This is a genomic window from bacterium (assembly GCA_026708015.1).
GTDB lineage: Bacteria > Actinomycetota > Acidimicrobiia > Acidimicrobiales > Bin134 > Poriferisocius.
Window position 1 is genome coordinate 54,302 of sequence record JAPOVT010000022.1, and the last position, 24,261, is coordinate 78,562.

Genomic DNA, 24,261 nt, shown 5'->3' on the forward strand with positions numbered 1-24,261 from the left:
AGCGGGTCACGATATTGGACCACTCACAATGCCGGGCATCTCGGCGTCATACAGCCATGACTCGACGAGCGAGGCAGCATCGTTTCCGGCGATATCTTTGACAATGCCGAGGAATATTTTGGTGTTGGTGGTGCCCCCGGCGGTTTGGTCGTAGTGAGTGCGGGCAATTTCGAAGAACAGCTCATCACCGATCAGCGACCGCAGAGCGTGGAGCGTCAGGGCGCCGCGGCGGTAGACCGTGTTGGAGTCAAACAGTTCGTGAACCTCGATTGCTCCCGGTGGCGAAGTTCCAGTCAGGACAAGCTCGCGGTGTTCCGCGGCCATGATGGCCGTAATCTCCCTGTCGTAGAAGTCGGCGATGAACATCAGCCCTAAGTAGTGGGCGAAGGCCTCGTGCAACCAGATATGACTCCAATCATCGACGGTTGCTGAGTCGCCCAACCACTGGTGGGCCACCTCGTGGGCGATGACATAGGGGTAGATGGTGTTCGGGCCGTGGATCGACAGCGTTTGGTTCTCCAGGGCGAAGCCAAGGGGAAAGGGCATCACAATGGTGCCGTAGGCATCGAACGGATACGGCCCCAGGATCTCCTCGAAGAACCGGATGGCCTCGGGGGTCACCGCAAGCTGTTCGAGAGTCGAGGGATCCGAGCCGCGGGGGATGTAGTCGCGGATCAGCAGACCGTTGTCCAATCGCTGCTCGTGCCGCTCGAAGTCGCCGATATACACCGCGGCCAGATAGGTGGCCATGGGGTCGTCCATCTGCCAGATAGTGGTGGTTAAGCCGTCGGCGGAAGTCTCCTCGGTGAGCAGGCCGGTGGCGGCAGCGGTCACTCCGTCGGGCACAGTGAGTTGGAACGTGAAGGTGGCCTTGTCGGTGGGGTGGTTGTTGTTGGGGTACCACGTCATCGCTCCCGACGGCTGGCTGACCGTGTAGATCACGCCGTTGGCTGAGTGCCACCCCAACGGGAAGAACGGCACACCGGGATCATCGACGGGTTGGGGGGTTCCCGAATAGGAGACGGCCACCGTGAATTGTGCGCCTGATGAGACCGGCTCGATGGGCTCGATCGTCATCTCCTGGCCGTCGCGGGAGAACTCCACCTTCACACCGTCGACCGCCACGGCCTCCACTTCCAGCCCTAGAAAGTCGAGGTTGAACTTGTCCAGGTCCTCGGTGGCGACCGCCGTGATAGTGGTTACCGCGTCAATGGTGTTCTCCGAGGGCTCCGCATCGAGATCGATGTGGTAGTGGAGGACGTCGTAGCCGCCGTTGCCTAGCAGCGGGTAGAAGCTGTCGCCCACCCCGGCGGAGGGGTCTGCGGGGTCAGAGAGATCGGCGGCGGGAGTGGGCGATGGTGTGGCCTGAATCGTCGGTGTCGGCGCGGGAGTAGGGGATGGTGTGGCCTGAATCGTGGGCGTCGGCGCGGGAGTAGGGGATGGTGTGGCCTGAATCGTGGGCGTCGGCGCGGGAGTAGGGGATGGTGTGGCCTGAATCGTGGGCGTCGGCGCGGGAGTGGGCGATGGTGTGGCCTGAATCGTCGGCACGGGGGATGCAGCGGGCGTGGGAGTTGCGGATTGCCTGGGGCTGCCGCTGCATCCAGCTGCAATCGAGGCCAAAATAGCGAAGCAGACGAGCAGCTTTCCGGCAATCACTGGATCAGCCTACGGGTATCATTTGGCGATGGCGTTACTGCTGGACCGCTATCCCGAGTTCACCTACGACGGGTCTCCGCCGGAGGTCAGCGACCTCGAAGACTTGCGCCTGCTGCGCAAGTGGGAGGCGGCTATCGGCTACCGCATCTTTGCCGCCATGCGCTGGGGGCAGACCGGCGACGGCCATATCACCGCCCGAGATCCGATTCTTGCCGACTGCTTCTGGGTGCTGGGCTACGGCATCCGCTTTGGTGATGCCACCATCGACAACCTCACCCTGGTGGGCCCCGACGGACAGGGCGTGGCCGGTCCTCTCGAAAACGGGGTCAACTTCGCGGCCTACTACATCCACTGGCCGATCCTCAACGCCCGTCCCGATCTGGCATCGGCAGCCCACACCCACACTCCCTACGGCACGCCGTGGTCGGCCAACGTCGAGCCGTTTCGGCCCATCAGCCAGGAGTCGTGTGGCTTCGTGTTCGACCAATCCCTCTACGACGGCGACAACCTCGAGGTTAACGACGTCTCCGGCGGCGAGGCCATCGCCCAGGCCATGGGTTCCAGCCGAGTGTGCATTCTCCGCAACCACGGGCTGCTCACCGGAGGGCGCTCACCGGGAGAGGCGGTGGGCTGGTTTGCGGCCGCCGAGCGGGTAGCCGAGGTGCATGTGAAAGCCCCCGACGCCAAGGCGATCAGCGAGGAGGCGGCCAAGGAAGTCGAGGCATCGCTGTTCTCGGCGGACAACGGCTGGCGCATGTTCCAGTGGCTGGCCCGAGATCTGGTGCCCGACCCCTCGGTGGTGCTGGGCTGAGCGTCAGTCAGCTTCCATTTCGGGATCGGAACGGGCCGCAATAGCGGTCTCCAGCGCCAGCATGGCCGCTTGCTGTCCGGCCCCCAACCGGTCGGCTTCGGCGGCGAACGCCTCGGCGGCATCGGCCAATTGACGCTCTACCACCGAGAACGCCACGGGGGGCTCGTCCACCACGAAGGTGCCGGCCCGCCCCCGGCCCTCCACGATCCCTTCCCACTCCAACTCTCGATAGGCCCGGGCCACCGTCCCCGGTGCCAAGCCCAGCTCTTCGGCCAGTGATCGGATGGGTGGCAGCCGTTCTCGGGGCTTGAGCTGACCGGACGAGACCATCAGCCGAAGCTGGGCCCGCAGCTGTTCATAGGGCGGAATGCGAGCGTTCTCGTCAATCCAAATCCGCACAGCAAGATTGTACCAATGTACTGATTCATAAAGCACAATGAAGTCCAAGAAACCCAACATTGTGCGGTTGTTGCCAGTTTTGTATTGACTTGATAGCATCCCGGTCGGCGACCAGAAAGGACGGCTCCCATGAAGCTCATCACTGCGGTTGTAAAGCCCCATCAGGTTGAAGACATCAAGGAGGCGTTGGCCGAGGTCGGCGTCCAGGGCATGACCGTGAGCGAGGCTCAGGGCTTCGGCCGACAGGGTGGCCACACCGAGACCTACCGAGGCACCGAGTACAAGGTTTCGTTCACCCCCAAGTCCCGCATAGAGGTTGTGGTAGACGATTCCTCCCTGACCGCGGCCACCGAGGCCATCGCTGGCGCAGCCCGCACCGGCAAGATCGGCGACGGCAAGATCTGGACCTCCTCGGTGGAGGGCCTCACCCGCATTCGCACCGGCGAGCAGGGTTCCGACGCCCTCTAGTTCCCGACCCATCTGAAGACTGACCGGCGCCGTATTGATAGCGTCGCGGGCCGGTGTATCTCGACTACACAGACGAGCAGCGGGTGCTGGTTCGAGCCCAAGTGGCGGTGGCTGCGGTGGCGCTGGGGTGCTGTGAGGAGGCCACCGCCATGGTTGCGGCCTATACCTCACAGCGCGAGCAATTCGGCCGCCCCCTTTCCACCAATCAGGGCGTGGCCATGCGGGCGGCCGACTGCTACATCGACACCGATTGCATGCGAGTCACCCTGCTCCAAGCCGCCTGGCTTATCGACGAGGGGCGGTCCGCAGCCGAGATCGCTGATGCCGCTGCGGTGGCCAAGTGGTGGTCGGCCGATGCCGGCCAGCGGGTGGTACACGCTACTCAGCATCTGCACGGTGGTATGGGGGCCGACGTCGACTACCCCGTCCACCGCTACTTTCTGTGGGTCAAGCAGCTCGAGAACACCTTCGGCGGCGGCAGCCGCCAGTTGGCCGCCATTGGCCGCGCCTTGGCTGGGTAGGACTGCTACCAGCCCTTCCAGTTCGGGTCGCGCCGCTCTTTGAAGGCTTGGACCCCCTCGTCGGCGTCCTCGCCGGCCATCAGCACCTCCTGGGCCCAAGATTCCATCTCGAACATGGTCTGGCGGCTGGTCTCGAAGCTGCGGTTCACCAGCAGCTTGCTCATGGTCAGGCTCTTGGTGGGCTGGGCGGCCAGGCGCTCGGCCCAGGCTTGAGCGGTGGGCATCAGCTCGTCGGGGGGCACCACCCGATTGATCAGGCCGATGTCGGCCGCGTCGGCGGCGCTCACGTCGTCGCCGAAGAACATCAGCTCTTTGGCCTTCTGCGGGCCGATCAGCCGGGGCAACAGGTACACGCCGCCGGCATCGGGCACCAGGCCCCGGCGCACGAACACCTCGATGAACCGGACCCCCTCGGCGGCAACGACTAGATCGCAGGCCACCGCCATGTGGACGCCCATGCCCGCGGCGGTGCCGTTGACCGCGGCGATCACCGGCTTCTCGCAGTCCAAGATGGCCGATATCAGCTTCTGGGCCCCGACCTTGATGCCCCGAGCCACTTCCATGATGGCCCGGTCGGGGGCTCCTGGTGGCCGCACCTGGTCGGGCCGGGCCACCCGCAGGTCGGCCCCGGTGCAGAAGCCCTTGCCGGTGGCGGTGAAGATCACCGCCCGCACCGACAGGTCTTCGCTGATGCGGGCGAATTCGTCGGCCAAGTAATTCCGCTGGTCGGGAGTTATGGCGTTGTGGGCGTCGGGCCGGTTCAGGGTGATGGTAAGCACCCCGCCGTCCTGGACCACCAAAATGTCCCCGCCGAGGGCTTCGGTGACGGTGCCGCTCTCGTCGTTGCTGCTCATCTTGTCGGCTCCTCGTCTAGCGTGGCCGTTCGTGTCCAGGAAATCATCGCCGAACTTCCTGCCCACAAACGCTAGGTGACCGCAGCAGCGGCGCCCCAACCGATCACGCGCCATCCGGCGGTAGGGCTGACCGCGCTGATCACTGCCGCCTCACTTACCGGCATCGGTCTGTCGATTATGACAGTGGGATATCCGGCCCTCGGCGAGGCGTTCCCCGGCACTTCCGACCCGACCCTGTCGTGGGTGACCAACATATTCACCATCGTCGGGGCGGCTACCTTGGTGCCCGCCGGCGCCCTGGCCGATCGGGTGGGCCGTCGGCGGATGCTCCTGTTCGGCACCTCGCTCTTCTTGGCCGGTTCGGTGGTTGGCGGGCTGGCCCCCTCCGTGGGCGTGTTGATCGGGGCAAGGGCGGTGCTAGCGGTGGCCTCCTCGGTCATCAACACCGCTGCGGTGGCTCTGCTGTTGGCCACGATGCCGGCCAATCGGATGCCGCTGGCCATCGGCATCTGGGCGGTGGCGGGCGGCACGTCATCGGCAATCGGCCCCCCGGTGGGCGGCCTGATGATCGAGTGGCAGGGGTGGGAGTGGATGTTCTGGCTGAATGTCCCGTTCTGCCTCTTCGTGTTGGTGGCGGTGCCGCTGGTCTACGGCGAGTCGCGCAGCGCCGAGGCCCGGGCTCTGCCCGACCCGGTAGGGGGCGCATTGGTGGCGGCCGCCACCGCCCTGGTCACGCTGGGCATCGTGCAGAGCGACCCGTGGGGATGGCTCGACTGGAAGGTAGCTGGCAGCATCCTCGGAGGTCTGGCCATGTTCGGGGTGTTCGTGCAGAGGTCGCTGCATCACCCCAATCCGCTGGTAGAGCTGCGAATGTTCCGCATTCCCAACGTCCGTCGGAGCAATCTGGCCATGCTGATATTCGCGTCGTCATGGTTTGGGATGTTCTTCGGTTTCACCGTGATCATCATCCGGTCGTGGGGGTGGACACCCATCGAGGGCGGGTTTGCTATTGCGCCGCTGGCGCTGTTCGCCGGGTTGGTCGGCGTGCTCATCGGCCGAATCGCCCATCGCACCGGCCATCGCATGTTCATTCTCCCCGGCACCGCGATCTACGTCGGTACCACCATGGCGCTCTGGGTGGTGTTGGGAGAAGAGCCCAATGTGGCGGCGTTCGTCATCGGCATGGCCGTGATCGGGGTGGCCACCGGCATGGTCTTCCCGTCTCTGATCGCTGCCGCGGTCCACGACGTGCCGCCCCACCAGCATTCCCTGGCCACCGGCATCAACTTCACCGCTCAGCGGGTTTCCACTACCATCGGCGTGGCCCTCGGTCTCACCTTCGCCACCACCGCAGCCTCGGCCTCCGAGGCCATCGACCTGCTCATGGGCATGGTGGTGGTCACCGCATTGCTATCGCTGCCGTTCAGCGCTCGGATCGACACCCGTCACCGCCAAGCGTCAAGCTGAGGGCATGTTCATCGCCATCGCCGACACGATCACTCTTGAGGACCCGGGAAACTTCCGGGAGTTCCACGTGGCAATCGACGGCGACGTGGCCGCCGCGGTGGCCGCCTTTGATGGCGCGGCCGCAGCATCAGACCGGGATAACCACCTGTGGATCGACATCGCCTTCGTGCGAGAGCTGGCTGACGCTGCCGCTGATGCCGAATGGCAAGCCCAATTCGAAGGAATGCTGTCCTACGCCAACTCCAAGGGCTGGATCGACGAGCCCGCCAACCGGGTCGAAGCCCACATCCAGCCGCCGGGTTAGGCCGCAGACTCCTCTTTGGGGGGAGCCGCCTGAGGGGTTTCAGCTCTTGAGGTTGGCGAACAGCTCGGCCACCAGGGGTTGGGGGGCGCCGTGGAGGGAGAGGTGAACGCGGTCGGCCAAGCCGCCGAAGCGGTTGTGAATCTCCGCGGCGGCCTCGGCGGGGGTGCCCTGGATGCTGAGGGTGTGGACCATCTCGTCGTCCCACACGTCGCCGATGTCGCCCCAGCGGCCTTGTTTGGTGAGGCGGTTGAGCTCGTCTTGCAGCTCGCCCCAGCCGTGGGCGTCGAGCACCACCCGGTAGGCCGGGGTGGAGCCGTAGAAGCCCAGGTTGGAACGGCAGAGCTGCTCCACCCGCCAAGCCTCTGACTCGTCGGCGTCATCTCCGTACAGCCCGACGATCACCCCCACGCCGAATAGGAAGTCGTCCCGGCTGCGCCCGGCGGCGGCCAAGCCCGCCTCCACTGCGGGCAGCGTCTTGGTCCGCAGGAACTGCTCGGAGCAGAACGGGTGGATCAGGATGCCGTCGGCGGTTTCGGCCACCATCTTGGTCATCTTCGGCCCCAGTGCCCCGGCCCAGATGGGCGGCGTCCCCCACTCCAGCGGCTCGGGCTCGAATATCGGGGTTGAGAGCGTGAAGGTGTAGTAGTCGCCCCGGAAGTCGAGGGCATCGCCGTCCTGCCAGCGGGCGAAGATGGCCTTGGTGGCGGCCATCAGTTCCCGCATCTGGGCCACCGGGCGGTCCCACACCGCGCTGTAGCGCTTGGTGATGTGGGGCTTGATCTGCGACCCCAGGCCCAGGGCGAACTTCCCGTCCGACAGCCGGTGCAGGTCGAACGACTGGTAGGCCAGGTGCATCGGGCTTCGGGGCAGGGCGATGGCCACGTTGGTGTAGAGGTCGAGGCCGGTGTTCTCGGCCGCACTCAACAGGGGGAAGAACACGTCGCGCTGGCCCTCGAAGGTGAACACCCCGTCGACCCCCATGGCCTCATAAGCCTGAGCTTGGTCCCGGACTCCTACCAGATCAGCAGACAGCGGCATGTCGAACTTCATGGGCATCCCATCGATTGGCTGCTGGCAATGTCGAACTTCACAGTCAGGAGCCTTTCAATCGGGGGAACATCGGGAAGGTGACCTCTTCGGCGCCCTCCTGTTCGGGCAGGCCGCCGGCGAAAATCGGCCACACCGTCTCGGCGGTGTGGGGGTGGGGGAGCGACCAGTCGAACTCGTCGTCGATGCCCAGCAGGTTGGTGAACGGCCACATCAAGCCCCGGAAGTAGACGTGAGTGCCGTTGTGGACTTTCTCCTCAAATGTCCAGGTGTTCATCAGCCGGTAGGCGTCGGACTGGGCCTTCTTTATCGCGGCCAGGATCTCGGGCATCTCCTCCCGGTCCACCGGTACCAGCTCCCCGCTGGGGCGGGGCTCGAACACCGACATGGCTTCCAGCCAGGCCAGGTTGTCGGCCGGAACTGAGAACGTGGTGGACAGATCGTTCACCCGGTTGTGGATGCCGGGCCGGAACACCAGGCCCACCACCAGGTTCTGGTAGGGGACATCGGCGGCCACGTGGCTCCACGGGATCCAGCTCTGGGCCAGCGATGAGAACTCCCGAACGATCATGTGCCGGCCGTTGGGCAGGGGGTAGGGGCCGGTGTCGCCGGTGCCCAGCCGGGTGTCGAGGTACAACAGGAAGAGGTACTGCTGGAGTCCGGCCACGAAACGGCGGGCCGTGCGATTGTCACTGTCGCTCTCCACCGGCCAGGCCGCCTGATACAGGGTGTCGATGATCTCGGGGTCGCAGGTCCGCAGCGTGTCGGCCGCGTCCCAGCACGAGCGGAAGCCGTCGCCCCGCCACGGCTCCACCCAGCGGATCCAGTAGTCCATGAGGAACCGAACCCGATCCTCCACGTCATCCACCTGGGTGGTGAGCCCCATGGCCGATAGCTCCTCCAGCGCTCGCCAGCCCCCGAAGGGGATGCAGACGAGGGCGAAGGGGTGGGCGTTGGTGGTCTGCGTTCCCGGCCCCCGCATCCTGGCTCCCAGTTCGGATGCCTCCAGCACCTCGTCGCAGCGGGCCAAGATGTCGGGCCAGCGCAGCCAGGCCTCCATGCCCGAGTAGCCGGTGTATTCCCGCACCGGAATGAGCCCCGAGGTGAGGCCGGTGCGCCGCTTGGAGTTCTCCGACACCAGGATGTCCCAGAACTCCACCATTCGGTTCAGCTCCCGGGTGTCCAGCGGCATGGTCTGCGGCATGGCTGATGAGGCTAGTGGTCGGTTTCGCGGCCAAGAGTGTCGGAGGGGCCACACTCGGCCTACCATTCTTGGATGCTTGCGGCGGTTATGCGAGAAGTGGGCGACGTAAACCTCGACGTGTGCGATGACGTTGAGATGATGGACTTGGGTCCAGACGACGTGGCCATCAAGATCACCCACACCGGGGTGTGCCACTCCGATGTGTCGGCCATGAATGGGACCATTCCCCAAGCCCCGCCTGCGGTGCTCGGCCACGAGGGAGCGGGGATCATCGAGGAGGTCGGTTCCAATGTGGATGATCTGGCCGCTGGCGACCATGTGATCGTGGTGTGGTCGCCCTCTTGCGGGAACTGCGTCTACTGCACCGGTCGCCACCAGCCGAATCTGTGCCCCAACATCGCATTGGCTTCGATGGCTCGCACGAAGTTCCGCCAGGCAGGTACCGAGCTTTTCGGGATGGCCGGAGCGGGCACCTTCGCCGAGAAGCTCCTCATGCCCCGCCAGGGAGTGGTGAAGATCGACCCCGACATCCCATTAGACGTCGCCTCCCTCATCGGCTGTGGAGTGATGACCGGGGCTGGTGCCGCTCTCAACACCGCCAAGGTCAGCCCGGGCTCGTCGGCAGTGGTGTTCGGGGCCGGGGGCGTGGGCGTGGCCGCCATCCAAGGGGCCAGGATCGCCGGTGCGGCCGAGATCGTGGCGGTGGACAAGAACCCGGCCAAGCTGGACGAGGCCATTTCCTTCGGCGCCACCCACGCGGTGCTGCCCGAAGATCTAGAGGATGCCAAGAACGAGATCACCGGGGGCGAGGGTTTCGACTACGCCTTGGAGTGCGTCGGCATTCCCGTCTTGATGCGTACCGCCTATGACATGACCCGGCGGGGCGGCACCTGCTGCATCGTGGGGGTGGGCCGCATGGATGAGATGGTGTCGTTCAACGCCTTCGAGCTGTTCTACAACGAGAAGACCCTGATCGGCTCCTACTACGGCGGTACCGACGTGCGCACCGACTTTCACAAGCTGCTGCGGTTGTGGAAGGGCGGCAAGCTCGACCTGGAGCGCATGATCACCCGGCGCATCACCATCGACGAGATCAATCCCGCGCTAGAAGCTGTGCGAAACGGCGAGGTCGTGCGCCAGGTGGTCGAATTCTGATGCATGATGGCGAGGTTGTACGCCAGGTCATCGAATTTTGATGCCGATGCGATTCACGGGCCTAGGGGTCGATAACTGATGAGCAGCGTTGTTGGCCGGGGCAGCCCGGTGTTCTCTGGCATATCTGGCAACGGTCGGCTGTTGCGCTTTGACACGCCCGATGATGTCATCGCCGTGCTCGACGCCGGGGACGACTTTGCCTCAGAGACGGTGGCGTTGGTGAAGGACGCCGGGGCCACGTTCTTGGCTCCCATCGAGGCCGACCTGGCCGGGATTCTGTGCCGGTCGGGCGACATCGAAAGCCACTTGGCCATCATCAGCCGGGACTTCCAGATCCCCTGCCTGATGGGGGTGGAATTCGACGGTGATGAGCCAGCCGACGGCGCTCCAGTCATCATCGACACCGACTCGGGCACCATCTCGGTGGACGGGGAGGGCTAGGCAGATGGCCGAACGACTCCGGGCCGATCTGGTACTGGAGTACCCGTTCACCCGAACCACCGGGCCGGTGATCGGGGCATTCTTGACTGGCCTGCGGGAGGGGATCGTTTTGGGCATCCGCCGCCCCGACGGAACGGTGCTGTGCCCGCCCACCGAGTACGACCCCGAGACATCGGCACCGCTGACCGAACTGGTGGAAGTGGGGCCGGGCGGCGAACTGGTGAGCTGGACCTGGGTGGACCCGCTCCGATCCCAGTCCCCTTGGGACCAGCCCCACGGCCTGGGCATGGTCCGCCTTGATGGGGCCGACACCCCCATGGTCCACGGGCTATTGGTGAACAGCCCTGATGAATTGTCGGTCGGAATGCGGGTGACCGCCCGGTGGCGATCGGAGCGCGAGGGGCATATCGCTGATCTGGAGGGATTCGTCCCCGAGGGAGCGGGGCAATGAGCGCCGATCCGAGCATTCCTCCCTCCGCGCTGTCGGGCGAGGTGCGCCTGCCCGAGAAGCTGGCCGACGTGGAGCCGGTGCGCTCGGTGCGCACCCCCATCCGCTTGGAGTACGACTTCATTCCCGGTGCGGCCTCATCCGGCTATCTGAATGCCTTCGCCGACCGCAAGATCCTCGGTCAGCGGTCCCCGGTGGACGGGGCGGTTTTCGTGCCTCCCCGGGGGGTTGATCCCCGCCACGGTGCGGCCACGCCCGACTATGTGGAGCTGCCTGACACCGGCCATGTGGGGGGCTTCTGCGTGACCCGGCTGCCCATTCCGGGCCGAGACGACCTGGAGATTCCCTACGTGAGCGCTTGGATCCACCTCGACGGCGCCGACATCGGCTTCTTGGGGCTGGTGGCTGGGATCGACACTTCCGAGGTGCGCATGGGGATGCGGGTTCGGGCGGTGTGGAAGCCTGACGACCAGCTGGGCCGCACCGCGGAGAACATCCTGTATTGGGCGCCCACCGGCGAGCCCGACATCCCGGTGACCGTCGCGGGCACCAACGCCTGGCACGCCAAGCAGGCCGCTGAGTCAGAAGAGCAAGGCTGATGCGCGACATCGCCGTGGTCTCGGTGGCCCAGCAACAGCAGAAGGCGCTCACCCACACCACCGAGGTGGAGCTGATGGTGCCGGTCATCAACGAGGCCCGGGGCGCGGTGGGCCTCACCCAAGACGACATCGGCTTCACCTGCTCGGGGAGCAGCGACTTCTTGGCTGGGCAGGCGTTCTCGTTCGTCCACACCCTGGACGCGGTGGGCGCGGTTCCGCCCATCAGCGAGAGCCACGTGGAGATGGACGGGGCCTGGGCGCTGTATGAGTCGTGGGTCAAGCTCCAGATCGGCGGCATCGACACCGCGCTGGTGTACAGCTACGGCAAGTCGTCGCCCGGATCGCTGCGCGATGTGCTCTCCACCCAGCTCGACCCCTACTACCTGGGGCCGCTGTGGCCCGACGCCTTTGCCATGGCCGCCCTCCAGGCTCGGATCATGCTGGAGTCGGGCGCGGTCAGCGAACAGCGCTTGGCTGAGATCGCGGTCCGCAGCCTCAACGGCGCGGCCGACAACCCGCTGGCCGTGCGGTCTTCCCCCGACGCCACCGTCGGCTCGGTGCTGGCCGAGGAACCCATCGCCGACCCGCTGCGGCCCAGCGACTGTGCCGCCTCCGCCGACGGAGGAGTGGCCGTGGTGCTCGCGGCTGGCGACCGGGCTCGAGAGTTGTGCGAGCGACCGGCGTGGATCAGAGGCATCGACCACCGCATCGACCCCCACCAGCCCGGCGTGCGCGACCTGACCCGGGCCCCCAGCGCCCACAAGGCGGCCGCGGAGGCCGGGGTAGGCAACGATCGGTTGGACGCGGCTGAGCTGGCCGCTCCGTTCACCACCCAGGAGCACATCTTGGAGGCCGAACTCGTGCTGGGACCCGACACCGCCGTCAACGCCAGCGGCGGGGCGCTGGCTGGCCACACCATGATGGCCGCCGGCCTCATGCGCATCGCCGACGCCGCCCGCCAGATCCACGAGGGTCGGGCCGACCGGGTGCTGGGCCATGCCGCGTCGGGACTGTTTCTCCAGCAGAACCTGGTGTGTGTGATGGAGGGGGAGTGATGGCTGAGCGCACCGCAGTGCTGGGAGTGGGCCAGACCAAGTACCAGACCACCCGGGGCGACGTGTCGCTCCCCGGCCTGGTGCGGGAGGCCGCCTACCGAGCACTGGAAGACGCCGAACTGGATTGGAACGATATCGATGCCGTGGTGGTGGGCAAGGCTCCCGACTTCTTCGAAGGGGTCATGCAGCCCGAGTTGTTCCTAGCTGAGGCGCTGGGGGCGGTGGGCAAGCCGCTGCTGCGAGTCCACACCGCAGGCTCGGTGGGCGGGTCGACCGCAGTGGTGGCCGCCTCGCTGGTGCAATCCGGCATCCACCGCCGGGTGCTCACCCTGGGATTCGAGAAGCAGTCGGAGTCCAACGCCACCTGGGCGCTTTCGTTGCCCCAGCCGTTCTCGGTTTCGATCAACGCCGGCGCTGGCGGCTACTTCTCGCCCATCATCCGCCAGTACATGGCCCGCACCAATGCCCCCGATCTGATCGGCTGCATGGTGGCGTTCAAAGACCGCCAGCACGCTCTGCGCAACCCTTATGCCCACCTGCAACAGCAAGACCTGAGCTTCGACCAGGTGGTTGAGTCGCCCATGCTGTGGGAGCCGATCCGGTTTTCTGAGACCTGCCCGTCGTCCGACGGGGCCTGCGCGTTGGTGTTGGGCGACGAGGCCGCCGGGGATGCCTCGGCCAAGCCGGCGGCCTGGATCCACGGGGCGGCATTGCGCAGCGAGGCCAACAACTTTCCTGGACGCGACGAGGTGAATCCCCAGGCTAGCCGGGACTGCGCCGACGACGTGTTCGCTCAGGCGGGCATCACCGACCGGCGAGCGGAGATCGACGAAGTAGAGATCTATGTGCCGTTCTCGTGGTACGAACCGATGTGGCTGGAGAGCCTGGGGTTCTGTGACATAGGCGATGGCTGGAAGCTGGTGGAAGAAGGCGCCACCCATCTCGACGGCGGCGATCTGCCGGTGAACTGCTCGGGCGGCGTGCTGTCGTCCAACCCCATCGGGGCGTCGGGCATGATCCGCTTCGCTGAGGCCGCCCTCCAGGTTCGGGGCATGGCCGGCGACCATCAGGTGGACGGCGCCCGCAAGGCCTTTGGCCACGCCTACGGCGGTGGCGCCCAGTACTACGCCATGTGGATCGTGGGCGCCGACAAGCCCACTTCCTGAACGGGCAAGCTAGTGGGGTGAGGTTCTTCGCCTTTTCGCTGGTGGTCTTGTCGTTCTTGGTCTTGTTGGGAGCTTGCGGGAGCGAGGACAAAGGGGACCTTGTGGCGTTCTGCGAACTAGCCGAAGGCGGCGTTGGGATACGCCTCGCCAACGACGAAGCGGACCTCGTCCAGCTAGACGCCCTCGAAGAAGCCGCTCCGCCCGACATCCGCGAGGCAGTCACCACCGTGGCCAACGCCTCCCGGGAGATCGACGAGATCGAAGACCTCCAAGAGCTGTTCGAGCGGGCCTTCGCCCTCGAAGAAGCCGTCGCCACCGCCCGCCAAGAAATCCGCACCTACACCCAACACCACTGTCTGTAGCGTTGGCTGCTACCTCATGGGCGAGTCGGACAGCATCTACGGCATCTTCTCGGATGGGAACATCGTCTATCCCGAGCCAACTGCACCGTATTTCGCAGACGAGGAGTGGGATGAGATCGTTGATGCCTGGAAAGCCAACGCCGAATAACGCTCCGCGTCCGGTGTTGGAGGTCACCCGATGAGGCGGTCAGTCGTACTCGATGCCGATGAGGAAGAGCTGTGCCCCTTCTCGACTGGCTACTCACCATGTGTGGTTACAATGTGAATACGAAAATCGTGGGCATCGCGGAGCAGGAGGCAGGCATGGATGCGAGGATCGTTATGGTTGGCAACTCACGAGGTGTCCGCATACCCAAACCCTTGATCGAGGAGGCCGGGTTGGGGGAGCAGGTGTCGCTGCGGGTTGTGGAAGGGGGCTTGTTGATAGAGCCCCGAGCCGAGCCGAGGCTGGGTTGGGCAGAAGCGGCCCGGCTGGGCCGAGAAAGAGGGGAAGGCGCGCTAGAAGAGGCCTGGGGGCCGACCCATTTCGATTCGGTCGAATGGGATTGGGATGAGGGCGACTCTTGACCTTTCCGAGGCGCGGCGATGTTTACCTTTGCGAACTGGACCCTGCGATCGGTTCTGAGATTCGCAAGACTCGGCCAGCGTTGGTGGTGTCTCCCGACGAGCTGAATGAGCATTGGAGCACATGTTTGGTTGCCCCGATGACAACTGGCGGTCATCCGTATCCGTTTCGGGTTGCCTGCAAGTTCGGCAACACCAGCGGCCACGTCGTGGTGGATCAGATCAGGGCAGTGGACGCGGCCCGCCTGGTTCGGCGGCTGGGCAGGCTCTTGCCATCTTCTATGGCCCAAGTCCTAGCAGTTGTCCGCGAGATGTTCGCGGACTGATCCGGCAAGCGCTCTGAACCTCCCCAGGTAATGTGCAGGCTATTGAGCCGATGATTGAGGGTTGGTTGGAGGTTGTTCGGGGGTCATTTCGGTGAGGCTTTTCTCTTGGGCGGCGCGGTCCTTGATCGCCTCGCTGGCGAATCTGATGAAACCTCGGCCCGCCTCGACGATGGCACCTTGTTTGAGCAGTCGCTGCCTGTAGACGGGGGCTGAGGTCGCTGCTGTCCCTAGGCGGGCGGCGACGTCTGCGATGCGCGAAGGTCCGTCGTCTCCGACCATGGCGCACAGAAATCGCTTGTCGGCTGGCGACAGTCTGCTCCAGATCGGAACCACGACATGGGTGTCAACGTCACCTTCCATCAACGCAATGGCCTCGTCGACCTGGTTGTCTGTGATCTCGGCAGGCGGGGGACCGGCAATTTCCCACAAGTGATGGCCGAGCGACTGCACCGCGTAGCCGAGACCGCGTGTCGCCGCCGCGGCGCGGCGCAGATGCGGACCGCTGATGAAGAAGGAGTTGTCGGCAAGCGGCCTTCCGATGGCATCCATGGCATCTTGCAGGTTGATGCCTTCGACGCGGTCGCGGTGGCAGCGGTGGAAGAACGTGAAGCCCTCGTCGGTGAGAAGCGTGTGTTCGATGTGGGGCAGGCCCGCAGCTATGAACGCGAGCGGCTTTTGGTCAATCTTGACAATCTCTTGGAGGGCGCCGGCGACGAAACTGGCATCGGCGGGGGTGATGTTGTGGAACTCGTCAATAGCCAGGAGCACTCCTGCGCCGCCGATGTCGACTGTGGCGCCCACCAAAGTGTCCAAGAGCTTCTGGTAGGTCGGCTGCGCGGCGGCAACGTGCTCCCAGGTCGCTCCTGCCGCCAGCAAAGGCATCGACATCCCCGTCAATCTTCGCTTCGGCTGAGGACTGATGTCCTCGAGGTGGTCTCGGATCTTTTCGGAGATGATGCCCACGGCCCCTCGGTCTGGATCCTGGGTCAATGGCACGTTTACTCTGATCGTGCGCCATCCGGCTTGCTGGGCATCGTTGGCAATAGCGGCAAGCACCGTGGTCTTGCCGACCCCTCGGGGGCCGAGCAGCAGAGTGGTGAATTCCCTGCGTGACGGGCCTGCGGCGAGCACGGTCTTCATCCTGTCGATGATGTCATCGCGGCCTGCAAGCACCGGAGGCCGGCGGCCAAAGTCAGGAGTGAATGGATTGACCGCATTCATGGGTGTACTCCTTTCGTAGGTCTAGCTTAGTCTAATGATTTAATAAATTTAAAAAAATAATGTCGCATGACGAAACAAGGCCCCTGGTCCCAGTTTCGATGCGTAGTGCCCGATAGCAGGTTCGTCAACAAAGCTGCAGGCGAAATACGGCGAATCCTAAAGTATGGCCATTGATCCGCCGGGCACCTGACCTTCTATCATGTCTTAAGGTGCCTCGGATTGGTTCGGCCCGCCACAGCGCCTCGCAGAGTCTCTGCCGCAGATCACCGAGCAGGCCGTGGTGTACGGCGGTGACGAGTTCCTTCAGCACAAGGGCACCACCGCAGTGCCCCTGACCGGACTGGCCGACCTGCTCGCCAGCTACGACGCCCTACCCCTCGCCAACGGGCACTGAACACCCGCTTCTGTTGGCCGGCCTGATGGGCAAGAGGTTGATGAGTCCGGGCCGGGGTGGTCCGAAGGATGCGCCAGCGATCAGCTGGTGCGCTGGCACGCGGCCAGTTGCCGAATTGCGAATGGCGGTTGGGTTATGGAACATTTGAGGCGATGAACCATACCCCCCCCCCCCCCCCCGAGTTGGCTCGTTTGTAGTTGAATCCCGGCAAGGAATTGGCGGATCTGGGTGGGGGTTGGCAGGCGGTGGGAGTTGGCGGCCTGGCTGGGTTCTGCTTGTGGCGCTTTGCTTGGTTGCTTCGGTGTTGGTGCCGGTTGGCGGTCCTGTCTCAGATGCTCAGGATCAGACGTCGTGGTATGTGAACGACAATCCCAGTTTGTTTGGGCCGAGCCAGTATTGGTGGGCGGGTGATGCGGGCAAGGGCTATGGGTCGAACAACTATGTGTACACCTATGGCATTGCCGGCGAGTCGAGTGCTGATAATTGGGCGCGCTGGTCGATGGGTCGTCGGGTTGGCCGCCAGGAGATCCAGGTGTATGTGCCGAACACGAGGGCGACGGCGACTGTTCTGTACCGGATAGACATCGGCGGCAGCCGGTATTCGAAGCGGGTTGCTCAGCGCAATGCCTACGGCTGGACTGCGCTGGGAATCTACGACATGGATGGGGCGAGCGTGACCATCACGTTGAGGGACAACGACGCGTCGCAGCATTGGAACCGGGATGGCTACGGGTCGAGCAGCATCGGCGTGGACGCCATGGCGATGCGCTGCGTGGCCCGCTGCTCCACAACGCAGCCGACGCCTGCGCCTACTGCTGCTCCTGCGCCGCAGCAGGCCACCGTGCCGTCTGCGCCGCGCGGTGTGGGTGTTAGCGCTGATGACAGCAGTGTGTCGGTGTCGTGGTCTGCGCCGTCGGATGATGGCGGTGCGGCGGTCACCGGGTATCGGGTGGATCTGTTTCGGGGGTCGTCGCGGGTGGGGCGCCAGGATGTGTCGGGGTCGACTACATCGGTGTCGTTCTCGGGTTTGGATGCGGACACTGCTTATGAGGTGAGGGTGTCTGCACGCAACAGCGAAGGGCGGGGTCCCGTGGCCAACGCGGATGTGCGCACCGACCAACGGTCCGAGCAGCGTACCAGTCTGTCTCCTACCGGTAATCCAAACGGCCAAGTTCACACTGTGTACGTCCACCTTTGTTCGGATAGTAGCGCTGGATATAGCGATGTCGACCTTCAAAAGCAGGTAAACAATCTTAACAGCAGGGGGATTTCCGATTTCTTCAATAAGGAATCAGATGGACTCGCACAGTTCAATTTCGTGAAGGGCAGCATCCATCACAAAAACATGGAGGATGCCACGACCGTCATGGAGCTCCGCAATCGGGGTAATCGGGCTAACCCTCACCCGTGCCACATAGAGGCAAAGTCACTGTCGGAAACCCAAAATCGCCAAATTTTAATGTTGATAGATGTGAATCCGACAAGAGCAGCGTGGGGGTACGCCATGCGATCAACTGACCAGCATGCAGATGGATATACAAACACCGGTATCGCTTTCGTCCCAACACTCAATAGATTCACCGAGACTCTTTCGCAAGGCCAGTACGACGTAATCGTGGTCCACGAGCTTGGTCATAGTGTCTTCAGCTTGGTTCACACTTCGGACAACACCATAAACGGTAGGCACTTTAGAGGCAGCGCACCTGAAGTTCAAGGTTCTCTGATGAATTGGACCTTCCACGGTGTAACTGGTCTGGATGATGTGAGGATATTTTGTGTAAACAGAATGCGCGCAAAATGGCCGTGCGATGCAAGCAAACCTGACCCCTTCCTCGACCCTGAACCTGCAATCGTGATCACACCCCCGTCTTCGCCTCAGGGTGTTAGTGCGGTTGCTCATGGGGAGCGGCAGATCAGGGTGTCGTGGTCGCCGCCGTCGAATAGCGGCAGTTCGGCAATCAGCCACTACCTGGTGAGCTATTCGCGTCCGGCGATTGGATTTACCGGCCCATGGGCCAGCACGGCAACGGTCACGGGAACCTCGCACACGAGCCGTAACCTCCGATATGGGGTTACATACAGGGTCACCGTGACCGCGGTGAACAAGGACGGGTTAACCGGTACGCTGGCTGAGGATTCGGCTGCTACGAGAAATTCCAATAGTACGCCGCCGAGCGAGCCTCGAAACATGACTGTTGGTCTGGTTGATTCGAACAGCGACAGTGACAGGATCGAAGATGACATAAAGATCAGATGGGATCCCCCTTCAAACACACACGGCAGTCCGGTGACTAAATACCGATACTGTCTGGAACGCGGGCCAGTCAAAAGTGGGCCTGAAGCCATAAGCACTACATGGTCCAAGTGCTATGACACTAAGGAAAATGAACGCAGCATCATCTTCAACGCGCGCAAATGCGCCGTATATGAGATCACAGTAGCGGCCCGAAACCGTCATGGATGGGGTTCAAGAGCACAGTACATGTCAAGGACACCGGGATGCGCAACAATAACGATTGCCAATATTGACCATGATCCAGCCGTGGGGAGAGATGATGACGTTCACATATATCTAGAACATGACAAAAATATAGCAGAATACGAAATAGCGTATTGGTACTTAGAGGTGAACGATCAATCCAAGCTAGATGAATCCAAGCATGGGTTCATTAGTGTCAGCGATTTTCTTGAAGCTTCGACCTTGGTATGCCCCCTTAGGGGTTGTGAACCCATAAGGATGACCTCTCCTGGTTCGTTACAAGATGAGCGACGAAAAATTACAATAGAAGATGTTAAGGATGAGAAGGTCGCCCTGCTTCGGGTGTCTGTCCGATCATCAAAGCCAACTAAGGGTGAATGGTCTCATGGATACCCAGTCGGAGAAGATGCTCTAAATCCTAGCAATGGTGCCAGCGTTGCGTTGTTTGAAAACAATGACGGTGATCACCACTTTGCTTGCAATCATAAGATAAATAAAGTCGCTAGGGCTGCCTATAGCTACTGGCAACCGGATTACAGTCCATCAATTGACAAAGCAATAGCATTATATAAAGTGCTCGAGACAGCAGGAGCATTAAAGAATATCGATATAAAGGCACTCGCAATAGAAATTGGCCTCAGCACTGTTGAAAAAGTCCTGACTGAGTGCCAATCTATAGTAAAGGCACTGTTGACTTCGATACCAGGTTACGAATATGTCGAAAAAATTGCCAATCATATTAGATGCACCAATAATACATTAATTTATAATCTGTTGGAATATTTCAGCGGAACGTTGAAACATGATGGAGAGACATGGGTCGAAGAAGACAAGGTAAAAATATCATTTTTTAAATGCGGCAAATTTTATCAGAAAGGGCAAAGCTACCCTTAGCATCCCCGAGAGAAGGATATGAATATGTCAGTCAACAATCAAGAGCAACTATCTGATCCGCCGCTCGCGAGAGATAGGATCGACCTTGTGGGTGGGCTGTTAGCTGTAATGGCATTTGGCATTGCCGTGATAGCCATGATAGGGCCTGTGTTTCCATGGTGGGTGAGAGCAGGATGGGAGTGGCAATGGTTTATCTGGGATCTCAGCGGATTGCGAGTAATCACTGAAAACCAATATTCTGGTCTGGCCGTGACGGTGTTTGGATTTTTTTGCGGGTTTTGCTCATTCATCGGTATTATGAATGTAATCATTGGACCCAAGTCTCCTTTTTTCGCTATTCCAAAGCTTATTCTATCGGGTGGCGCGATAATTACAGTGGTGGCTGGGCTAGATCTTGCATCTGGTCTAACTTCTGAATATTGGAATCCCGGATTTGGGATCATAGTGTCATTCCTGGCTGGGCTGGGCCTAATGGTAGTAGCAACAGGAATGATTGTTTTGTTTACAGTGCGGGCAAAAAGTTATCAGCACGACAGAGGAAATCTAGTTCAAACTGATGACATTAAAGATTTTGATTGAAAGCAGCTTTCAGTAATAGGAAAGGACCTGTTGATGCAAGAATATAGTGGAAGCGTGGAGAAAGATGAGAATGGCGTTGTCAATCCTGATGCTCGAATCCAGTCATTGGAGGAAACTATCGCGAAGCTTCGTAAACATCTGGAAGTAACATCAGTTCAGAAAAACTCGCGGTGGCTTGTCAATTTGTCAGAGGGCAGTACCTGTCAACTAGGGAACGGTACTAATATTTCTATCGCTGGATTGGGTCGCCGAGTAGTTGCAGCTGTTGTAGATAATCTATTTTTCGGTATGATGAGCGTTTTGGGATATTGCTTGACGTGGTTTGTTCAAAGTGCTATTGCCGCCATTCTTGTGTTCTTGTTTGGTGCATTAGTAAGCATAAGTTATCATATGATAATGCTCACCAACAGTGGCCAGACACTAGGGCGGAAGATGGCGAATGTGCAAGTGGTAAAGTTTCATGATGGTACCATCCCGGATGCTATTACAATTGTCAAACGCGGTGCGGTCGCTACAGGGCTCTATATTGTCCCTTGGGTATTGATGATATCAGCAGCGATATTCATTGATGCATCTGACGGGCTAGAAGGAGCGGCAGTGGCCTTAGTCTTGTTGCTAACGGCAACAGTTACGTGGTGTATTGCCATGACCGTCTATTACCTTGTAAATGCCTCATTCTTGTGGAATCGAACGGGACAGGGTTGGCATGATCGCGTTGCTGGAACAATCGTTATTTCCGCCAATGCCCCAAATAGCCCGGGAGAATGATTGACGCACTTGCTCAGCCGATGTATTCCGTTGTGGGTGGCATTAGTTGCTGTGTTCGGTCTGTTGTGTGTTGGCTGTGGGAGTGGGTCTCCTGGTGGGGAACGGGCCAGGCCAAGGTTTGGTTTGGAACCCCCTCAAGAGCTAACCACCCCAGCTAACGACGGTGTACGGGGTCGAGGCGTTGAGCAAGTCCAGGAGGCGGCGGAGCGTGAGGGTTCTGGACGGGTAGGAGATGGGTCGGTTGACTTGTCCGAACGCTCGGAGGAGGCTTCGGCGAGGTCTTCGCCCCCCGATGAGCTCACGTTTGTCGGCGATACCAGTGATGGGTGGCAAGTGTTCAAAACTAGGGGTGGCCTCGCTTCCTTCGTGCCGGTTGGCAGATCGGGTGATCTGTACCTTTCAGCGGAGTGGTTACCGGACGGTACAAGGGCAGTTGTAAGCTACACGGCGGCTGTGGATGATCAAGATTGGGAGTCGGAGGATCCCGATTCCGGCTTGTTTGTGGTGGACTCGGAAGGAAATGAGCTGCAGCGCATTTCAGGGACTGGAGGTTGGGCAACTTGGTCGCCCGATGGGGAGCAGATCGCTTATGCGGACAACGGCGGTGAGTGGTTAGGAGATTCGGGCGGCTTTATCGTATATGTGGTAAATGCTGATGGTGGTGGGTCACCTCAAGAGATCGGCTATGGGTGCTGCCCGGAGTGGTCGCCGAACGGCACTCAGATCATGTATAGATTCCCCACAGGTCCTGAAACCTGGGGGCTTACCGTATCGGAGCTTGGCGGTGACAGCGACTGGGATATTCAAGTTTACCCGTTCCCTATTGACCCTGATTTCGGGATTCCGTTCGGCACTCAAGACGGTGCGTGGTCGCCAGACGGCTTGAAGGTTGCGTACACATTCGGCGAGGAAATACACATTGTCAACGCTGACGGGACCGGGGTGCAGTCGCTGATCAGGGCCGACGATACCCTCCACAGGCCGACCTGGTCGCCAGACGGAAAGAGGATTTCCTACGTGTCGGGTGAAGATGATAGCTGGAACGGGGGCGAAGACCGTCGCCAGTTTTGGGTGGCTGACGCCGAAGGTGGAACAAGCGTCCTGGTGTCCGATGCCCAATTATGGGGTGGAGAGTGGTCACCCGACGGTACCCGGCTCGCCTACATAACAGGTGCAGGCGATTCCACGGGGGTGATAAAGGTGGCGACGCTAGACGCATTACGCGTCCGTGATGAGGTGGTGGTCTCGCCGGCTGATAGCGATTCTCCGGTATGGTCTCGGGACGGAACGCGAATCGCTTTCACGAGTAGGGGTTATCCGGAGTCGAATCCAGAAGGAGATACAGAGATATTCGTCGCAGACGCAGACGGTTCTAACTTGATCCAAATCACTAGCAATTCTCATAACGACTATGGACCTGAGTGGATTTGGGGTAGCCAACACCCTCTTCCAAACCCAACAGCTGGGTTCACCTCTGATTCCGGCAGATACGGCGACCTTGGGGGAGACGATTGGTTAGCCGTGCTGAGGTTAGCTGGCAATGCAGAGGAGGCTTGTGACGTTCTGGTGCGTATAGCATCAAGAAATATAGCATCAAGAAATAACGTTGATCAGGATGCAAATGTCATCTTGCGAGATATATTAGGCGGTCAACGGTTTGTAACTACTGGAATAAGTGCTGAAGAGCTTGGCGCAATTATCTTTACCCTGAATCTGTCCCTTTTGACATTGATACGCGAGTGCGAGGCAAATATATCACTTGAAGCAGCAGATGTATTTCGAATGCTCTACTGGCATCGGTCTTTAATATTCGAAATTGGCTATTTCTTAAAAGAGGGTGAAAATGTATCTGAAGTGTCGTCCATAGCCACTATCGGTACATGGTCAACCGACGAAGAATTGAGGCCGTTTTGTAAAGACGAAGACACAGTTGCAATTGGACAACAGAATCCTGGTTGGAGTGATCGCTTGCTATCTCAAAAGTTTATAGGCCTGTTTGAAGATGCACACCTCAGTAACGCAGGAGGGATGGGAGAGCTCATCGCACTTGTCGCATATTTGTGCGGTCATAATGGAGAAAACATTGGGTCTGGAAATTTCCCTCAACAATATTACACCATATTGTCTATATTGGAAGGTCAATAGGCTATGCGGATGGCATTATTGGCATTCGTGGCTTGGTTGGCTATCTCTGTTGAGCCAGCGGTTGCACAGATCGGTCAGGACATTGCGGAGCGCGACCGTCTGATTGCGGAGCAGGAGTCGCTCTTGAATGTGTATCGGTGTCGGTTCGGGGTCGATGTCGGGGTGGTGCCGGGCGGATGTTCGGTTTGGTCGGCCTTCACTGTTCCGGTCTTCTTTTGCGGACCGTTAGGGCGTTTTTCTGGCGAAGATGTGGAGACTGCGGTGACTAGCCTAAATCGGGAAGTATCGCCGTGGTTCGCAAGGGAATCGTCCGGTCATGCGCATATTCGGTTTGTAGAGGGCGGAGTTGTGATTCCAGACTTCGATTGGTCTAATGCGGATCTTAAGAACGAAAGAGGCGACTATGCACCGCGAGATGCTGGTCAGGTTTGTCTAGATTCTGTTCCTATTGAGGAAATGGACTCCAAAGGATTGAGTCCACCTCTGATGTTTGTGGCTACTACAACTCCTAAGGAAAAGGCAAGGGTTTTAGGGTGGGCAACACACATGAGTTTCGCAATAGTGGTGATATTTCCTGCTGAGGAAGGATATATCTCTTTGCCTCATGCGGAGGTAGCGGCTCACGAGTTGGCCCATTTGCTTTTTGACAGCCCCCATGTTATACAACGAGATCTTTGCGATCTGTTGATGGCGGCACAGATTTGTGGAGGTGTCCTGGAGAATATGAAGATGGGATGCTTCAACAGCTTTTTGTTGGATTGGCCCGCTCAGGAGTGGCCATGCTTAGTGAAGGCTGAGGAGGATAGCTGGGAATCCGGTTACGGATGGGGGGGGGGGGGGGGTGGTGGCGCTTTGACGGAAACAGAGTTGTGTGGGGGCAATTTTATGTCTTCTTGGTATACACCAATTTCTTTTTTTTGCGTTTTGTGTTGTC

27 protein-coding genes and 1 pseudogene are annotated in these 24,261 nt (G+C 60.8%); 20 read left to right on the forward strand and 8 right to left on the reverse strand.

Annotated elements, in window-relative coordinates; genetic code table 11:
• Positions 1 to 6: 6 nt before the first annotated feature.
• Both OXG30_04780 and OXG30_04785 read right to left on the reverse strand, forming a co-directional pair.
• Complete coding sequence (locus OXG30_04780; protein ID MCY4134215.1) at positions 7 to 1,305, reverse strand: M1 family metallopeptidase; 1,299 nt, start codon at positions 1,303 to 1,305, stop codon at positions 7 to 9.
• A 22-nt stretch (positions 1,306 to 1,327) separates the two neighbouring features.
• Entirely contained in the window at positions 1,328 to 1,600 is a 273-nt protein-coding gene (locus OXG30_04785) for a hypothetical protein (protein MCY4134216.1), read from the reverse strand.
• Between the two features lie 84 nt (positions 1,601 to 1,684).
• Here OXG30_04785 and OXG30_04790 point away from each other — a divergent pair, with 84 nt between their 5' ends.
• On the forward strand, positions 1,685 to 2,467 hold the full coding sequence (locus OXG30_04790; GenBank protein MCY4134217.1) for a class II aldolase/adducin family protein: 783 nt from the start codon (positions 1,685 to 1,687) through the stop codon (positions 2,465 to 2,467).
• 3 nt (positions 2,468 to 2,470) lie between these two features.
• Here OXG30_04790 and OXG30_04795 read toward each other — a convergent pair whose 3' ends face one another.
• Positions 2,471 to 2,866, reverse strand: a complete 396-nt coding sequence (locus OXG30_04795) for a GntR family transcriptional regulator (protein ID MCY4134218.1) — start codon at positions 2,864 to 2,866, stop codon at positions 2,471 to 2,473.
• Positions 2,867 to 2,995: 129 nt separating this feature from the next.
• Here OXG30_04795 and OXG30_04800 point away from each other — a divergent pair, with 129 nt between their 5' ends.
• Positions 2,996 to 3,334, forward strand: a complete 339-nt coding sequence (locus OXG30_04800) for a P-II family nitrogen regulator (protein ID MCY4134219.1) — start codon at positions 2,996 to 2,998, stop codon at positions 3,332 to 3,334.
• Between the two features lie 92 nt (positions 3,335 to 3,426).
• Positions 3,427 to 3,855 (forward strand): annotated as a pseudogene (locus tag OXG30_04805) (acyl-CoA/acyl-ACP dehydrogenase).
• A 5-nt stretch (positions 3,856 to 3,860) separates the two neighbouring features.
• Here OXG30_04805 and OXG30_04810 read toward each other — a convergent pair.
• The gene (locus OXG30_04810; GenBank protein MCY4134220.1) at positions 3,861 to 4,709 is read right to left on the reverse strand and encodes an enoyl-CoA hydratase-related protein; all 849 of its coding nucleotides are present in this window, start codon (positions 4,707 to 4,709) and stop codon (positions 3,861 to 3,863) included.
• Between the two features lie 75 nt (positions 4,710 to 4,784).
• Between OXG30_04810 and OXG30_04815 the strand changes: the two genes are divergently transcribed.
• Positions 4,785 to 6,176: an MFS transporter gene (locus tag OXG30_04815; protein MCY4134221.1), complete on the forward strand. Its 1,392-nt coding sequence runs from the start codon at positions 4,785 to 4,787 to the stop codon at positions 6,174 to 6,176.
• Between the two features lie 4 nt (positions 6,177 to 6,180).
• Positions 6,181 to 6,480 carry a hypothetical protein gene (locus OXG30_04820; GenBank protein MCY4134222.1) on the forward strand — a complete coding sequence of 100 codons (300 nt, stop codon included), beginning with the start codon at positions 6,181 to 6,183 and terminating at the stop codon, positions 6,478 to 6,480.
• A gap of 39 nt (positions 6,481 to 6,519) precedes the next feature.
• Here the strand turns inward: OXG30_04820 and OXG30_04825 are convergent, their stop codons facing one another.
• Both OXG30_04825 and OXG30_04830 read right to left on the reverse strand, forming a co-directional pair.
• Complete coding sequence (locus tag OXG30_04825; GenBank protein ID MCY4134223.1) at positions 6,520 to 7,530, reverse strand: TIGR03617 family F420-dependent LLM class oxidoreductase; 1,011 nt, start codon at positions 7,528 to 7,530, stop codon at positions 6,520 to 6,522.
• 43 nt (positions 7,531 to 7,573) lie between these two features.
• Positions 7,574 to 8,731 carry a hypothetical protein gene (locus tag OXG30_04830; GenBank protein ID MCY4134224.1) on the reverse strand — a complete coding sequence of 386 codons (1,158 nt, stop codon included), beginning with the start codon at positions 8,729 to 8,731 and terminating at the stop codon, positions 7,574 to 7,576.
• A gap of 72 nt (positions 8,732 to 8,803) precedes the next feature.
• Between OXG30_04830 and OXG30_04835 the strand changes: the two genes are divergently transcribed.
• The 10 genes from OXG30_04835 (at position 8,804) to OXG30_04880 (ending at position 14,847) form a co-directional block, all read left to right on the forward strand.
• Entirely contained in the window at positions 8,804 to 9,886 is a 1,083-nt protein-coding gene (locus OXG30_04835; GenBank protein ID MCY4134225.1) for a Zn-dependent alcohol dehydrogenase, read from the forward strand.
• Between the two features lie 78 nt (positions 9,887 to 9,964).
• Entirely contained in the window at positions 9,965 to 10,327 is a 363-nt protein-coding gene (locus tag OXG30_04840; GenBank protein MCY4134226.1) for a PEP-utilizing enzyme, read from the forward strand.
• 4 nt (positions 10,328 to 10,331) lie between these two features.
• Complete coding sequence (locus OXG30_04845; protein ID MCY4134227.1) at positions 10,332 to 10,778, forward strand: OB-fold domain-containing protein; 447 nt, start codon at positions 10,332 to 10,334, stop codon at positions 10,776 to 10,778.
• On the forward strand, positions 10,775 to 11,374 hold the full coding sequence (locus OXG30_04850; protein MCY4134228.1) for an OB-fold domain-containing protein: 600 nt from the start codon (positions 10,775 to 10,777) through the stop codon (positions 11,372 to 11,374). Before OXG30_04845 ends, OXG30_04850 begins: the two co-directional genes overlap by 4 nt.
• Positions 11,374 to 12,429, forward strand: a complete 1,056-nt coding sequence (locus OXG30_04855) for a lipid-transfer protein (GenBank protein ID MCY4134229.1) — start codon at positions 11,374 to 11,376, stop codon at positions 12,427 to 12,429. The genes OXG30_04850 and OXG30_04855 overlap by 1 nt, the downstream gene beginning before the upstream one ends.
• Positions 12,429 to 13,595 (forward strand): thiolase domain-containing protein, encoded by a 1,167-nt coding sequence (locus OXG30_04860; GenBank protein MCY4134230.1) that lies wholly within the window; start codon positions 12,429 to 12,431, stop codon positions 13,593 to 13,595. Before OXG30_04855 ends, OXG30_04860 begins: the two co-directional genes overlap by 1 nt.
• 17 nt (positions 13,596 to 13,612) lie before the next feature.
• A complete protein-coding gene (locus OXG30_04865; GenBank protein MCY4134231.1) occupies positions 13,613 to 13,957 on the forward strand; it encodes a hypothetical protein in 345 nt (114 codons plus the stop codon).
• A 16-nt stretch (positions 13,958 to 13,973) separates the two neighbouring features.
• Positions 13,974 to 14,105, forward strand: coding sequence for a hypothetical protein (locus OXG30_04870; GenBank protein ID MCY4134232.1), 132 nt, complete (start codon positions 13,974 to 13,976; stop codon positions 14,103 to 14,105).
• Between the two features lie 113 nt (positions 14,106 to 14,218).
• A complete protein-coding gene (locus OXG30_04875; protein MCY4134233.1) occupies positions 14,219 to 14,524 on the forward strand; it encodes an AbrB/MazE/SpoVT family DNA-binding domain-containing protein in 306 nt (101 codons plus the stop codon).
• The gene (locus OXG30_04880) at positions 14,521 to 14,847 is read left to right on the forward strand and encodes a type II toxin-antitoxin system PemK/MazF family toxin (GenBank protein MCY4134234.1); all 327 of its coding nucleotides are present in this window, start codon (positions 14,521 to 14,523) and stop codon (positions 14,845 to 14,847) included. Before OXG30_04875 ends, OXG30_04880 begins: the two co-directional genes overlap by 4 nt.
• Before the next feature lie 39 nt (positions 14,848 to 14,886).
• Here OXG30_04880 and OXG30_04885 read toward each other — a convergent pair whose 3' ends face one another.
• Both OXG30_04885 and OXG30_04890 read right to left on the reverse strand, forming a co-directional pair.
• Positions 14,887 to 16,068, reverse strand: coding sequence for an ATP-binding protein (locus OXG30_04885; GenBank protein ID MCY4134235.1), 1,182 nt, complete (start codon positions 16,066 to 16,068; stop codon positions 14,887 to 14,889).
• Between the two features lie 1,120 nt (positions 16,069 to 17,188).
• Positions 17,189 to 17,503: a hypothetical protein gene (locus OXG30_04890; protein MCY4134236.1), complete on the reverse strand. Its 315-nt coding sequence runs from the start codon at positions 17,501 to 17,503 to the stop codon at positions 17,189 to 17,191.
• 139 nt (positions 17,504 to 17,642) lie between these two features.
• Here OXG30_04890 and OXG30_04895 point away from each other — a divergent pair, with 139 nt between their 5' ends.
• From OXG30_04895 to OXG30_04915, 5 genes are all read left to right on the forward strand, one after another.
• Positions 17,643 to 19,835 (forward strand): fibronectin type III domain-containing protein, encoded by a 2,193-nt coding sequence (locus OXG30_04895; GenBank protein MCY4134237.1) that lies wholly within the window; start codon positions 17,643 to 17,645, stop codon positions 19,833 to 19,835.
• 24 nt (positions 19,836 to 19,859) lie between these two features.
• On the forward strand, positions 19,860 to 20,414 hold the full coding sequence (locus tag OXG30_04900; GenBank protein ID MCY4134238.1) for a hypothetical protein: 555 nt from the start codon (positions 19,860 to 19,862) through the stop codon (positions 20,412 to 20,414).
• A 54-nt stretch (positions 20,415 to 20,468) separates the two neighbouring features.
• A complete protein-coding gene (locus OXG30_04905) occupies positions 20,469 to 21,182 on the forward strand; it encodes an RDD family protein (protein ID MCY4134239.1) in 714 nt (237 codons plus the stop codon).
• Positions 21,183 to 21,635: 453 nt separating this feature from the next.
• Complete coding sequence (locus tag OXG30_04910; protein MCY4134240.1) at positions 21,636 to 23,327, forward strand: hypothetical protein; 1,692 nt, start codon at positions 21,636 to 21,638, stop codon at positions 23,325 to 23,327.
• Positions 23,328 to 23,336: 9 nt separating this feature from the next.
• Positions 23,337 to 24,261, forward strand: a 925-nt coding sequence (locus OXG30_04915; protein MCY4134241.1) for a hypothetical protein, incomplete at its 3' end; no start/stop codon positions are given.

Bases quoted from the DNA above. Each gene is read 5' to 3' on its own strand.
- OXG30_04785 (MCY4134216.1), bottom strand. From the start codon at position 1,600: ATGCAGCGGCAGCCCCAGGCAATCCGCAACTCCCACGCCCGCTGCATC.
- OXG30_04790 (MCY4134217.1), top strand. From the start codon at position 1,685: ATGGCGTTACTGCTGGACCGCTATCCCGAGTTCACCTACGACGGGTCT.
- OXG30_04800 (MCY4134219.1), top strand. From the start codon at position 2,996: ATGAAGCTCATCACTGCGGTTGTAAAGCCCCATCAGGTTGAAGACATC.
- OXG30_04810 (MCY4134220.1), bottom strand. From the start codon at position 4,709: ATGAGCAGCAACGACGAGAGCGGCACCGTCACCGAAGCCCTCGGCGGG.
- OXG30_04820 (MCY4134222.1), top strand. From the start codon at position 6,181: ATGTTCATCGCCATCGCCGACACGATCACTCTTGAGGACCCGGGAAAC.
- OXG30_04825 (MCY4134223.1), bottom strand. From the start codon at position 7,530: ATGAAGTTCGACATGCCGCTGTCTGCTGATCTGGTAGGAGTCCGGGAC.
- OXG30_04830 (MCY4134224.1), bottom strand. From the start codon at position 8,731: ATGCCGCAGACCATGCCGCTGGACACCCGGGAGCTGAACCGAATGGTG.
- OXG30_04835 (MCY4134225.1), top strand. From the start codon at position 8,804: ATGCTTGCGGCGGTTATGCGAGAAGTGGGCGACGTAAACCTCGACGTG.
- OXG30_04840 (MCY4134226.1), top strand. From the start codon at position 9,965: ATGAGCAGCGTTGTTGGCCGGGGCAGCCCGGTGTTCTCTGGCATATCT.
- OXG30_04845 (MCY4134227.1), top strand. From the start codon at position 10,332: ATGGCCGAACGACTCCGGGCCGATCTGGTACTGGAGTACCCGTTCACC.
- OXG30_04850 (MCY4134228.1), top strand. From the start codon at position 10,775: ATGAGCGCCGATCCGAGCATTCCTCCCTCCGCGCTGTCGGGCGAGGTG.
- OXG30_04855 (MCY4134229.1), top strand. From the start codon at position 11,374: ATGCGCGACATCGCCGTGGTCTCGGTGGCCCAGCAACAGCAGAAGGCG.
- OXG30_04860 (MCY4134230.1), top strand. From the start codon at position 12,429: ATGGCTGAGCGCACCGCAGTGCTGGGAGTGGGCCAGACCAAGTACCAG.
- OXG30_04870 (MCY4134232.1), top strand. From the start codon at position 13,974: ATGGGCGAGTCGGACAGCATCTACGGCATCTTCTCGGATGGGAACATC.
- OXG30_04885 (MCY4134235.1), bottom strand. From the start codon at position 16,068: ATGAATGCGGTCAATCCATTCACTCCTGACTTTGGCCGCCGGCCTCCG.
- OXG30_04900 (MCY4134238.1), top strand. From the start codon at position 19,860: ATGTCAGTCAACAATCAAGAGCAACTATCTGATCCGCCGCTCGCGAGA.